Raw genomic sequence first — 12,279 nt, forward strand, 5'->3', positions numbered from 1 at the left:
AAAGGGGGACTTTCAAAACGTCTCAATGGGCGGGAAGTCTATTGTCCCTCAGCGGGAAGCTGATGGAGTGGCGGCGAGATAACGCTCGGCAAGGTAGGAACTGCGCACGTACGGGGCACTTTCGACATGGGTGAGACCGGCGATAAGCGCCTTTTCCTTCAGCGCCTCGAAGCGTTCCGGCTCGACGAAACGCTGCACCGGGTAATGCTGCCGACTGGGGGCGAGATACTGACCAAGGCTCAAATAGCTGCAACCCGCGGCAACCAGATCCTCGAAGACGGCTACGAGTTCGTCTTCCTCCTCGCCAAGCCCGAGCATGAGCCCCGACTTCGTCTTGAGATCCGGCCTCAGCCGGTGCGCATCGGCCAGCAGTTTCAGGGACCTCTGATAATCGGCGCCGGAACGGATCGCGTAAAGCCGGGGAACGGTCTCCAGGTTGTGCCCGAGGATGTCCGGCTCGCTTGCCAGCACCACCTTGAGGGCCTCCAGATCGCCGCGCAGGTCGGGGATCAACAGTTCTATTTTGGTCGCGGGAGAGGCCTTGCGGATTTCCGCAACGGTCTCGGCGTAATGGCGGGCGCCGCCGTCCGGAAGATCGTCGCGGGTGGGGCTCGTGATGACGACGTGGGAGAGTTTCAGGCGGCAGACCGCCTCAGCCACCGCGGCCGGCTCCCCCTGTTCCGCGGGAAGCGGCGTTTCCTTCGAGACCGAGCAGAAGGAACAAAGCCTCGTGCAGGCGCGCCCTAGGATCAGGAAGGTCGCCTGCCGCTGGCGGAAGCACTCCGTTATGTTCGGGCAGCGCGCCTGCTGGCAGACCGTGTTCAGGTTGAGCTCCTTCAAAAGCCCTTCCATCTCCGCGTGGGCCGTAGGAGTAATCTTTTTCTGCAGCCATTCAGGCTTTCGCAACTGATTCACCACTTCCACCCTATCCCTCTTTTCCTGCATCAGCAGCGTCCCTCTAGGGTCCACTGCCGGCAACGGTACTTGTGCTCTTCAAGCTTCTTCGCCACAACCGCCTCTTCAGGGGTGAGCCCTTGCGCCGCGAGCTCAACGCCCAGGCGCTCCTCAAACGATGCCACGAGGAGTTTTTTCAGTTCCTCCGGTTCCGGCCTTCGCCCAAGCTCCGCGAGGCTCACCGAACGTGCGGCCCCCGGGGCCGGCTCCTTCAGGTAGCGCAGTCCCTCCTGCACCCGGCTTTCCAGCGGAATGGAGCCGTGTTGCAGGATGGCGCCCGAGAGCCTGCGCTGGGCGTTGCCGCCGATCTTGCGGTCATTCACCACCACGTCGAACTCCTCTTTCCCGGCGAAGCAGAAGGCGGTCCGCTCGCCGAGGCGTTCCTCGGAGGGGTTCAGGTCGACGGCGAAGCGGGCATCGAGCCCGAGCCGTTCATAGGTGCCGAGCAGGAATCCGCAGAGTTTTCGGAATCCGTCCTTCACCCCGGCGCTCCCCAGGTGGTCGGGGGCGCATACGATGCTGTAAGTGACCTCGGCGGCGTGGTAGATGATGCCGCCGCCGGTCATGCGGCGCACCACGGGGACGCCTTCTTTCCGGCAGAGATCGAGGTCGAGCGCCGCGGCCGCGTCCTGGAAGCGCCCGACGGAAAGTGCGGCGGGGCTCCAGCCGTAAAGGCGCAGTACCGGACGCGCCGGGTCCTGCTGGAAACAGTTGAGAAGCGCCTCGTCCAGGGCCATGTTGCCCGGGCCGTCCAGGGGGCCGGTATCGATAAGTCGCCATGTAGCTCTAGGTTCGAACATCAATTAAAACCTCACAAACTTAACGCAAAGACGCAAAGCCGCGGAGACGCAAAGAAAACTGAAACTTGGGGGGAAACAGGCAAAACTTTCATGCAACTAACCTCACCATGAGCATCTAGCCTGTCGTCTCCCTCTCCCGGCGGGAGAGGGGACGAAAATATATCCGAAAAGGTTTTCCTTTGCGCCTTTGCGGCTCCGCGTCTTTGCGTTGAGTTTTTCATCTCACTCGCAGCAAACCTGCTGAGCCCTTGCGGCGCGCGTCTCGTCCAGGCGCCCTACCGGTGTCGTGACCGGGGCCTCGTGCAGCCGCTCGGGGTTTTCCCTCGCAAGCCTTGCCGCCTCTAGCATCACCTCGATGAAGGCGTCCATTGTCTGCCTGCTCTCGGTCTCGGTGGGCTCGATCATGATCGCCTCTTTCACGTTGAGCGGGAAATAGACCGTGGGGGGATGGAAGCCTCGGTCGACCAGGTACTTCGCCACGTCGATGGCGTGCACGCCGTGTTCCACCTGGCGGGCAGCCGAAAAGACGCACTCGTGCATGCAGGTCTGGTCGAAGGGGAGCTCGTACTCCTCCTTGAGCCGCGCCATCATGTAGTTCGCGTTCAACACCGCCTGCTCGCTCACCTCGATGAGTCCCTCGCGCCCGAGCATGGTGATGTAGGCATAGGCGCGCGCCATGATCCCGAAGTTTCCGAAGAAGTCGGAGACCCGCCCGATCCCCTCGGGATGGTCTTCGACGGTGAAACTGCCGTCCTCCCGGCGCACCACCCTCGGGGTGGGAAGGTAACGCACCAGGTCTCCGCGTACCCCGATCGGTCCGCTCCCCGGCCCACCGCCGCCGTGCGGCGTGCTGAAGGTTTTGTGCAGGTTCACGTGGATTACGTCGAAGCCGACGTCGCCTGGGCGCACCTTGCCAAGGATAGCGTTCAGGTTCGCGCCGTCGTAGTAGGTGAGCGCGCCCGCCTCGTGGGCTATGGCGCAGATCTCGGCGATGTGCGGGTTGAAGAGCCCGAGGGTGTTCGGGCAGGTGAGCATCACCGCCGCCACCTCTTCGTTCATCGCCTTACGGTACAGGTCGAGGTCCATGTCGCCGTAGGGGGCGGTCGGGACGGTGACGATCTCGTAGCCCGCCATGGCGGCACTTGCCGGGTTGGTGCCGTGGGAGGAATCTGGGACGATGACGTACTTCCGCTTGTTGTCGCCGCGCGCCTTGTGGTAGGCGGCGATCACCATGATGCCGGTCATCTCTCCGTGGGCGCCGGCAAGCGGCTGGGTGGTCACCTCGTCCATCCCGGTGATCTCGGCTAGTTGGCGCTCGAGGCCGTGGATGAGGGAGAGCGGCCCCTGCACCAGGCTCTCCCCGCCGGGAATGAGGGCCAGCACCGGATGACAGCCCGCGAAGAGCCCACCCACGTTCTCGTTAATCTTGCTGTTGTATTTCATGGTGCAGGAACCAAGCGGATAGAAATTGGTATCCACGGAGAAGTTCATGCGCGAAAGGTTCGTATAGTGCCGCACGAGGTCGAGCTCGCTCACCTCGGGAAGGCGTACCGGCTCCTTTCGCCTGAGCGCTTCGGAAAGGGGGGGCGCCTTGGGAACGTCGCTCAACGGGACCCGGACGCCGCAACGGCCGGAGACGGATCTCTCGAATATCAGCTCCATAAGGCCTCCTCGAGCAGGACCGCCAAGCGGTCGATCTCATCCTTGCTCCGCTTTTCGGTGACGGTGACCAACAGCGCCTTTTCCATTCCCTGGTAGTACCGGCCGAGCGGAACACCCGCCGCCACCCCTTTTTCGAGGATCCTTTGTACCACTTCGGAGGCGTCCGTGGGAAGGGACAAGGTGAACTCGTTGAAGGTGGCGCATTTGGTGAGAAGATCCACTCCCTTCACCGAGCCGAGCACCGACTTCGCGTACTGCGCCTTGTCGTAGTTCAAAAGGGCCAGCTCCTCGAACCCCTTTTTACCGAGCGCCGCGCAGAAGATCAGGCCGCGCAGGGCGCACAGGCTCTGGTTGCTGCAGATGTTGGAGGTCGCCTTGTGCCTTTTTATGTGCTGTTCGCGCGCCTGCAAGGTGAGGACGAAACCGCGCCTGGCCTGGTGATCGATGGTTTCGCCTACGATGCGTCCGGGGAGGTTTCGGATGAAACGCTTTCGGGTGGCGATGAAACCGAAGTACGGACCGCCGAAGGAGACCGGGTTCCCGAGGCTCTGCCCCTCGCCGACCGCGATGTCCGCCCCCATCTCCCCGGGGCTCGCTACGAGTCCGAGGGCGATCGGGTAGCAGGAGACGATGAGGAGCGCCTCGTGCTCGTGCGCCTTCTGCGCCAGCGAACGGAAATCCTGGACGTTGCCGAAGAAGTCGGGGCTTTGCACGATGACCGCGGCGGTTTCGCCATCGATGGCGGCCATGAGGCGGTCAAGGTCGGAGGCGCAACCCTTCGGCTCCACCTGCACCGCTTCCGCGGAGAGGCCGTGCAGGTATCCCGTGACGATCTCGCGGTGCAGCGGGTTCACTGATGCGTCAAGGATCACCTTGTGCCGCTCCGTTATGCGCAGCGACATGAGCGCCGCCTCGGCGACCGCGGTGCCGCCGTCGTAGAGCGAGGCGTTGGAGGCCTCCATGCCGGTCAGGCGGCAGATGGTGCTCTGGTATTCGTAGAGCGCCTGCAAGGTTCCCTGTGCGCACTCGGGCTGGTACGGCGTATAGGCGGTGTAGAACTCGGCGCGCGAGGCCAAGTGGTCTACGGCGGCGGGGATGAAATGGTCGTAGATGCCGCCGCCGATGAAGGGGACGACGTCGGCGCCGCAGGCGGCCGCCTTCTCCTTCATGTGGCGCGTCAGTTCGAGCTCCGACATCCCGGGTGGAAGATCGAAGGATCTCGCCCTGAGGTCGGCGGGTATGGACGAGAAGAGTTCCTCGACACTCCCCGCGCCGATCACGGCAAGCATCTCCCGGATGTCATCCGGCGTGTTCGGACAGTATCCCATCTCTAGAGTCCTCTGAGGTATGTGCGGTAGGTCTCGGCGTCCATGAGGGAGGCGAGTTCCCCCTCGTCCACCCCTTCGAGCCTGCAGATCCATCCTTGGGCTTCCGCCCCCTGGTTCACCAGTTCCGGAGCCTCGTCGAGCGCCTGGTTCACCTCGACCACCTTGCCGGATATCGGCGCGTAGATGTCGCTTGCCGCCTTCACCGACTCGATCCCGGCGAGGGTGTCGAACTGCTTTACGCTCCTGCCGATCTTAGGAAGCTCGACGTAGGTTATGTCGCCCAGTTCATGCGCGGCGTGCTCGCTGATCCCCACTGTGGCCTGCCCACCCGCCACCTCTACCCACTCGTGCTCCTTCGTGAAGAACTTTGCCATTTTGGTTATCCTCCGTTGTCATGGATTTCAGCAAACAGACCCATCCCCTTTTACGCCCTTAACGACCCGCCGGTGTAGAAAGGAAGCTCGACCACCTCCGCCTCCATCTCCACCCGCTCGTGACGGATGACGAGCCTCGTCCCCAGGGCGGCGGCCGATGGTTTCACGAGCCCCAGACCGATGCCGCAGGAAAGCATCGGGGAGAAGGCGCCGCTCGTGACGCTGCCCACCTTTTCCCCTTCGTGCAGGATCTCGTAATGGTGGCGCGGGGCGCGCCGCGAATCGACCCGAAAGGCGACCTTCGCCAGGGGAGAACCCTGCGCCAGCTCGCGCTGCAGCGCCCCCTTGCCGACGAACTCCTTCTCCATGTTCACGAAAGTGGAAAGGCCGGCGGTAAGCGGCGTGATCCCCTCGTCTAGGTCGCTGCCGTAAAGGGAGTACCCCATCTCCAGGCGCAACAGGTCGCGCGCCCCGAGCCCCGCCGGTGATACATCCGGCTCCTCCAGCAGGAGCTCCCAAAGCCGGGCCACCTTGTCGGCGGAAAGGAAAATCTCGTAGCCTAGTTCGCCGGTGTAACCGGTGCGGCTCACGATAGCGTCGACATCGAGGATGCGGGTCCTGATGAATTTGAAGAAGGGTATGTCCAGGATCTGCGGGCCGAAGTGCCGGACCATGATCTCGCGCGACAGCGGACCCTGCAGGTCGACCTTGCCGGTCCGGGAAGAGATGTCGGTCAGCACGGCGGGATTTTTCAGGCGGGAGCGGATCACGGAAAGGTCGTTTTCGGTGGTCGCCGCGTTCACGACGATCATCGCCTCGTCCTCGGCGAGCCGGAAGACGATGAGATCGTCGATCACGCCTCCGTCCTCGTTCAAGAGGAAGCCGTAGCGAGAGCGCCCGACCGGGATCCCCTTTACCGAAAAGGTGAAGACCCCTTCCAGCCCGTCCGCGACGATGTCCCCTTTGTAGAGAAACTCGCCCATGTGGCAGATATCGAAAAGGGCCGCCTTCTCCCGGCACCACCTGTGCTCCGCGATGATCCCTGCGTACTGGATCGGCATGAGCCATCCCCCGAAGGGAGCCATGAGCGCCTTGAGGCCCTCGTGAGCTGCACGCAGAGGGGTCGACTTGAGATCTTCCATAGGTGAACTCCTTTCCAACCGTCCGACTTTCCGGTCGGCAGCCTCGGTTGATACGTCAACGGCGCCTCAAGGCCACCGGAGGCGCTACCGGTTTAACTTCTTGCCAAATTACTCGATATGCATATAATCTAGCGGAGCTAGGAGAAGAAATGGACAAATCAGCCTTCTTACAAGACCTTGCACAAAAGCTAACCCCCTTTGAAACGGCAAACATGGTCGATTTCATGCGGCACCTGACCGTGAAGAGCGCGCTCGCGAACCCATGGTTCGTCTTCGGCTTCCTGATCATCACCTTCTATGCCGTGGTCCGCAAATCTAAATTTGTGCTCGCCGCGTTGTTCACCAGTTGCTCTCTGCTGCTCCTGGTCCGCTACACCATGCCGGCGGAAGGGGACTCGCTGAACCTTTCCACGACCCTTCCATTCGCCTTCGGCGGGCTCGCCATCGGCGCGTTCCTCATCTATTTATTCTTCATCAAGACGGAGTAGAACTTTTGCGCAGAGTAGGCTTTACCACCACCATTCCGCTGGAAGTCCTGGTCGCGGCGGGGGTGGCACCCATCGACCTGAACAACATCTTCATCACCCATCCCGAAAAAGCCTCGCTGATAGAAGATGCCGAGCTGACCGGCTTCCCCAGAAACGTATGCGCCTGGATCAAGGGTATCTACGGCTCCGTGGTTGCAAGCGGCATCACCGAGATGGTCGCCGTGACCGAAGGTGACTGCAGCTATACGAAGGCCCTCATGGAGGTGCTCTCGCTGAACGGCGTGCGCGTCTACCCCTTTGCCTACCCCGGCACCCGGGAGGCAGCCCCGCTCAAGGCCGAGATCGAGAAGCTCATGTCTTATTTCGGCGTCGGCTGGGACGAGGTGAACGCCGCCAAGAAGCGTCTGGACCGGATCAGGGTCAAGGTGCATGAGATCGACCGCCTTACCTGGCAGGAGAACCGGGTCACCGGCGAGGAGAACCACTACTTCCAGGTCTGCACCTCCGACATGAACGGCGACCTCGACGCCTTCGAAGCCGAGGTTGATGCCTTTCTGGCCGAGGCGGTGCAGCGGCCCGAAAGAAAGGAGCCCATCAGGCTGGCCTTCCTCGGCGTCCCCCCCATCGTCTCCGGGCTCTACGACTTCCTCGAGGAAATCGGCGCGAGAGTCGTCTTCAACGAGACCCAGCGGCAGTTCAGCATGCCATACGGCATAGAGGACCTGGTGGAGCAGTACCGCGCCTACAGCTACCCCTACGATATCTTCCACCGCATCGACGACATCGGCCGTGAGCTGCAAAAGAGGAAGGTGGACGGGGTGATCCACTATGTGCAGTCCTTCTGCTTCAGGCAGATCGAGGACATGGTGCTCAGAAAGAGCATCAAGCTCCCGGTAATGACGCTGGAAGGTGACAAGCCCGGCAACGTCGACGCAAGGACGAAGATCAGGCTGGAAGGTTTTCTGGAATTGCTCGAGGATCGAAACTGAAGCGGACCTCCTGCGATGGCAAGTCCGTGACCAAATATACAATGACGTCCCGAATTGGCAAGCAAACGGGGACGAGAAAAGAGACGGCCGCTCAACTCAGATAGAGTGGCCCAGCAGGTAGTGACAGGAGAACCGTTCAGGTGTCAGAAGCTTTGAGAATAGGAATAGATCTGGGGAGCAGGAAGGCCAAGTTCGCGCTCATGCGCGGCGGCGAGATCCTGCGCCTCGCCGATCTCGATACCATTGCCTTTTACAAGAAGTACGGCCGCATAGTCGACGACGAGCTCTCCCTGGACCTTGAAGGAAGTGGCATCTTCAGCGCCGAAGAACTGCGCGAGGCGCAGATCACGGTGACCGGCTACGGCCGCAACAGCATCAACCTGCACGGGGCGCGCGTCATCTCGGAAATAAAGGCGCACGTTGCCGGGGCACGCACCCAGACGGGGCTTAGCGATTTCACCCTGCTCGACATGGGTGGACAGGACACCAAGGTCGCCCAGGTGGTGGCGGGCCGCCTTACCGACTTCGTCATGAACGACAAGTGCGCCGCCTCGAGCGGCCGCTACCTGGAGAACATGGCCTCGGTGCTCGAGGTGAGCCTCGATGAGCTTTCCTCCCACTGCGACGAGCCGGTGGCGCTGGACGCAACCTGCGGCATCTTCGGCGAGAGCGAGTTGATTGGCCAGATCCTGCGCGGTTACCCGGTAGCGCGGCTGTGCGCCGGTGTGAACCTCACCTTGGTGAAGCGGGTCATGCCGATGCTGAAGCGCTTCCCTTCCGACACCCTGGTCATCACCGGCGGGGTCGCCCTGAACGGCGCCATGATCACCCTTTTGCGGGCACAGTGCGGCATGGAGATCATCATCCCGAAACATCCCCAACACAACGGGGCCATCGGCTGCGCCTCGAACGGCTGAGCAAAGGCTTCAAGGCTTTAACGCAAAGACGCGAAGGCGCCAAGACGCTAAGAAGGCATGAAAAGCCTCAGGATTTAAAACCTTCAAAAGGTTCTCTTTGCGTCTCCGCGGCTTTGCGTCTTTGCGTTAGGCCGTTTGTTTTTGCTTGAATTTTCGAAGCGGCCCGTTTAACCTCGCCGCTACATTCAATCCCCGGAGGGTACATGCGTATCGGCAAGAAAGACATGATCTTCATCGGCTTGGTAGCCGTCGTTTTTCTCGTTTTCTATCTCATTTCCGGCGAGGAGAAGACCAAGCGGGTCCCCCTCGACGATGCCCACAAAGCGTCCTATGAGCTGTTCAAAAAGACCGGCAGCAAGATGGAAGCGGACAAGGGTTGCCCGGCCTGCCACAACACCGAACCCGGCGGCATCCCGTTCCCGGCCAAACACCCGGTTAAACCGAAGGACGGACCGATGCGCTGCCTCTTCTGCCACAAACTGAAACTGTCCGGAGTGCAATGACCACGCTGAACCTGACCGGGGAGCTGGAGCGGCTGATCTGCGATATAGTCGCCCGCACCCCGGAGCTGCAACACATCGCCCCGGAGAAACTCCTGGTCTGCGTCTCCAGCGGCAGGGCCAGCCGCGGCGGGAGCCTGGCTAAGATCCACCCCTTGCGCTTTGAAGGGGGGGAGCGCTCCGTCAAGGCGCGGCGCGGCCGGCGCAGCGTGCTGTGCACCATGCCGAGCATCACCCACCGCGGCGAAGAGATGCTCTACGTCATCTACTTCCTGGTCCCCCGCTTTCTCGAGCTTCCTTTCCGGGAGAAGCTGATCACCATCTTCCACGAGCTGTACCACATCTCCCCCGCATGCAACGGCGACATCCGCCGTTTTCCCGGCAGGAACTACGCACACGGCTCTTCCACCAGGAGCTACAACCTTTTCATGGGGCAGCTGGTCGACCGTTACCTGGAGGCGACCCCGGACCGCAGCGGGCTCGCCTTTCTCGAGGGGGACCTGGCTGAACTCCGCTCCCGGCACAGCGCCATCGTGGGGCGCAGGCTGCAGGCTCCCCGCATCAGCGTCTCCCCGGCATGAAGCCGGGCATCGCCCGTTGACTTTTCTCCGTCAAAACTATAAGTTATGTGGCGTTCACGGACCGCAACCCCAGAGGGGAGCAAGACCGCATGCTTAAGCTCGATTACACCATCAGCAGAAAATTCGACGAACTCGCGGAAAAGGCCAAAAAGGTCAGTTCCTCGCAGCTCATAAACGACATCGCCGCCACCGTCGACTCCAAGCTTTTCCAAGACTGGGCCAACTCCGCCCTGAGCCTTTTGCAGCAGGTCTTCGGCGAGGAAAGCGCCTATTACCGCAACTTCCAGTCGATCTACGCGAAGATCATCAACATCACCTACAAGGAAAGCTTCGACAACTGCCGTGCCATCGTGCAGTCGGCGAGGGCCGAGTTCGAGCAGGGGGGACTCACCGAGATCCGCCTTTTCCTGGACCATGCCGTGTTGGAGTACCTGAGCGGCAGGACCTCCGACTTCCTGAAGCGTGGGGACAAACACACCGCCTGCATCCTTGCCTCGGTTCTCCTTGAACAATTCCTGATGCTCATCTGCAGCAGCAAGGGGGTTCCCGTCGGCAGCACCGAGGAGATGAACGAGGCGCTTTACCAGGCGAAGGCCTACCAGGTGGGGACCTACCAGCGGGTGAAGGACTGGTGCTACATGAAGGCCGACTTCATCAGCGGGCAGGGAGAACGCTACCGCACCGCCGACGTCGACGAGATGCTCCGCGCAGTGCAGCGCCTGATCACCAAGGAGATCGGCTAAGGGAAAGCAGCTAGGGCGGGGCGCGTTCCCGATGTCAGCCCCCTCCGCAGACTTGCGGCCAGCGGCTAATCAAAGAAAGGAAAAGGGGAAGCCACCAACGGCTTCCCCTTTTTTATTTCGCTCCGGTTTCAGATTTTTCCACCCGGGCTCATTTCTTCACCACGCAGTCGATGACTGCGTTGATCCTGCGGTTCTTGGCCCGCCCCTCGGCAGTGTTGTTGTAGGCGATGCGCCGCGTGTAGCCGTACCCCTTCGCGGAAAGCCGGCTCTTCTCGATACCGAAGTTGTCCACGAGGTAGCGCACCGTATTCTCGGCACGCTCGAGCGAGAGCTTCATGTTGTAGTCATAGCCACCCACGTTGTCGGTGTGCCCTTCGATGACCGCCGTCGTAGTCGGGTACTTCTTCATGTAGTCGGCGACCTTAGCCAGTTCGTCCCGGTACTGCGGCTTGATATCCGCCTTGGCGGTATCGAAGTCGACAACGAGCCCCATGCAGAGCCGCTCGGGAGGCTTGACCTCTTTCACGTCGAAGGCACAGTCGATGATGGCCTCGACGCGGCGGTTGGCCTGGCGTCCCTCGTCGGTGGTGTTAGGTGCCACCGGACGAGACATGCCGTACCCCCGCGCCTCGAGCCGGGAGCGGTCTATGCCGTAGTTTTTGACGAGGTAATCGACTACCGACTCGGCGCGGCGCTTGGAGAGCTCGAGGTTGTACTCGGGAGCCCCTACGTTGTCGGTGTGCCCCTCGAGGACCGCGGTAGTCGTGGGATATTTCTTCATGAACTCACCGACGACGGCTATCTCTTCCTTGTCCTCCTCGCGGACCACGGCCCGGTTGATGTCATATTCGCCGTGCAGGGTGACGCAGTACTTGTAGCGGCCCGGTGCAGGCTCGGCGGCCGGAACCGGCTCGAGCGGAGGTTCCTCGGCGACCGGAGCCGGAGCCGGAGCCGCCTCGGCGGCGGCAGAGGCCTCTTTTACCCCACCAAAGACGAAGTCCACCCCTACGGTGTACTCGAGGTTGTGGTACGTCTCGCCATCGTCCCTCAGGATCAGGTGCCGCACATCCCCCCTAAGGGCCATCGCTTCGGTCAGGAAGTACTTCGCACCGACTCCGTAATTGAAGGCGGGACGCGACATGTCGGCGCCTCCCTCGTACTCCCTTGAGTGACCGCCGAAGCCGGCGGCGACGTATGGGACAAGTCGCGCCTCCGGCATGAAGTGGTAGAGCATATCGAGATGGTAGTTGTAGGCGTCGACATCGCCGATACCGCTGTTGCGCTTTCCTTCCGTCGAGATGTAGTCGAAGACCGCCTCAAGGCCGAAATGCCGCGTGAAGTTGTACCCCGCGCGCAGGCCGTAAACCGGCATGGTCTCCAGGTGCTCCTTGCCTATGAAGGTGTAGCCGCCGATGTAGGGGGAGAGCGAAAAACTTTCAGCCTTCACTTCTGCGTGAGCCTTTGGAAGCATGGTGAACAACAGCGCCGGAACCAGAACAAACAGCAGGTACTTTTTCATCTGACACCTCCTATGTTGTTAGGCTTTGATTTCGCCTTCCTCCTCTATTTCACCCCTGGAAAAAGACATGGGATAGGCTATCACCCTTTGCGCGACGTGCAACAAAGAACCGGCACAGACTCCGCACGAAAGGCTAAGCGGCAAGGGCGCCTTTATCCCGCACCTCACATGCTTCGTCAACGTGCACTGCCAGTCTGCGCATGTTGCTCTTCCATCAAATCCGCGGTATTGATCCAATAAAAAAGGCGCCCCTTGCCGGCAAGGGGCGCCTTTTTACGTATT

At 61.3% G+C, this 12,279-nt stretch carries 13 protein-coding genes; 6 read left to right on the forward strand and 7 right to left on the reverse strand.

The features are described from left to right. Positions 1 to 48: 48 nt before the first annotated feature. From lipA to gcvT, 6 genes are all read right to left on the reverse strand, one after another. Positions 49 to 945 carry a lipoyl synthase gene (gene lipA, locus E8L22_RS03105; RefSeq protein ID WP_136523794.1) on the reverse strand — a complete coding sequence of 299 codons (897 nt, stop codon included), beginning with the start codon at positions 943 to 945 and terminating at the stop codon, positions 49 to 51. Continuing rightward, positions 945 to 1,754, reverse strand: coding sequence for a lipoate--protein ligase family protein (locus tag E8L22_RS03110; protein ID WP_136523795.1), 810 nt, complete (start codon positions 1,752 to 1,754; stop codon positions 945 to 947). The genes lipA and E8L22_RS03110 overlap by 1 nt, the downstream gene beginning before the upstream one ends. A gap of 222 nt (positions 1,755 to 1,976) precedes the next feature. Beyond that, entirely contained in the window at positions 1,977 to 3,416 is a 1,440-nt protein-coding gene (gcvPB, locus tag E8L22_RS03115; protein WP_136523796.1) for an aminomethyl-transferring glycine dehydrogenase subunit GcvPB, read from the reverse strand. Further along, positions 3,407 to 4,744: an aminomethyl-transferring glycine dehydrogenase subunit GcvPA gene (gene gcvPA / locus E8L22_RS03120; RefSeq protein ID WP_136523797.1), complete on the reverse strand. Its 1,338-nt coding sequence runs from the start codon at positions 4,742 to 4,744 to the stop codon at positions 3,407 to 3,409. Before gcvPA ends, gcvPB begins: the two co-directional genes overlap by 10 nt. A gap of 2 nt (positions 4,745 to 4,746) precedes the next feature. Next, a complete protein-coding gene (gene gcvH / locus E8L22_RS03125) occupies positions 4,747 to 5,118 on the reverse strand; it encodes a glycine cleavage system protein GcvH (RefSeq protein WP_136523798.1) in 372 nt (123 codons plus the stop codon). Between the two features lie 50 nt (positions 5,119 to 5,168). Further along, complete coding sequence (gene gcvT, locus E8L22_RS03130) at positions 5,169 to 6,260, reverse strand: glycine cleavage system aminomethyltransferase GcvT (protein WP_136523799.1); 1,092 nt, start codon at positions 6,258 to 6,260, stop codon at positions 5,169 to 5,171. A 149-nt stretch (positions 6,261 to 6,409) separates the two neighbouring features. Between gcvT and E8L22_RS03135 the strand changes: the two genes are divergently transcribed. From E8L22_RS03135 to E8L22_RS03160, 6 genes are all read left to right on the forward strand, one after another. Further along, positions 6,410 to 6,748, forward strand: a complete 339-nt coding sequence (locus E8L22_RS03135; RefSeq protein WP_136523800.1) for a hypothetical protein — start codon at positions 6,410 to 6,412, stop codon at positions 6,746 to 6,748. Positions 6,749 to 6,753: 5 nt separating this feature from the next. Next, positions 6,754 to 7,737 carry a 2-hydroxyacyl-CoA dehydratase family protein gene (locus E8L22_RS03140; RefSeq protein ID WP_136523801.1) on the forward strand — a complete coding sequence of 328 codons (984 nt, stop codon included), beginning with the start codon at positions 6,754 to 6,756 and terminating at the stop codon, positions 7,735 to 7,737. 140 nt (positions 7,738 to 7,877) lie between these two features. After that, a complete protein-coding gene (locus E8L22_RS03145) occupies positions 7,878 to 8,654 on the forward strand; it encodes an acyl-CoA dehydratase activase (protein ID WP_136523802.1) in 777 nt (258 codons plus the stop codon). Positions 8,655 to 8,857: 203 nt separating this feature from the next. Further along, positions 8,858 to 9,157 carry a cytochrome C gene (locus E8L22_RS03150; protein WP_136523803.1) on the forward strand — a complete coding sequence of 100 codons (300 nt, stop codon included), beginning with the start codon at positions 8,858 to 8,860 and terminating at the stop codon, positions 9,155 to 9,157. Next, positions 9,154 to 9,735, forward strand: a complete 582-nt coding sequence (locus E8L22_RS03155; RefSeq protein ID WP_136523804.1) for a putative metallopeptidase — start codon at positions 9,154 to 9,156, stop codon at positions 9,733 to 9,735. The genes E8L22_RS03150 and E8L22_RS03155 overlap by 4 nt, the downstream gene beginning before the upstream one ends. Positions 9,736 to 9,824: 89 nt before the next feature. Beyond that, complete coding sequence (locus E8L22_RS03160) at positions 9,825 to 10,478, forward strand: hypothetical protein (protein WP_136523805.1); 654 nt, start codon at positions 9,825 to 9,827, stop codon at positions 10,476 to 10,478. 148 nt (positions 10,479 to 10,626) lie between these two features. Here E8L22_RS03160 and E8L22_RS03165 read toward each other — a convergent pair whose 3' ends face one another. After that, a complete protein-coding gene (locus E8L22_RS03165; protein ID WP_136523806.1) occupies positions 10,627 to 11,997 on the reverse strand; it encodes an OmpA family protein in 1,371 nt (456 codons plus the stop codon). Positions 11,998 to 12,279 lie beyond the last annotated feature (282 nt).

Origin of the sequence: Geomonas ferrireducens, assembly GCF_004917065.1 — a bacterium.
Lineage (GTDB): Bacteria > Desulfobacterota > Desulfuromonadia > Geobacterales > Geobacteraceae > Geomonas > Geomonas ferrireducens.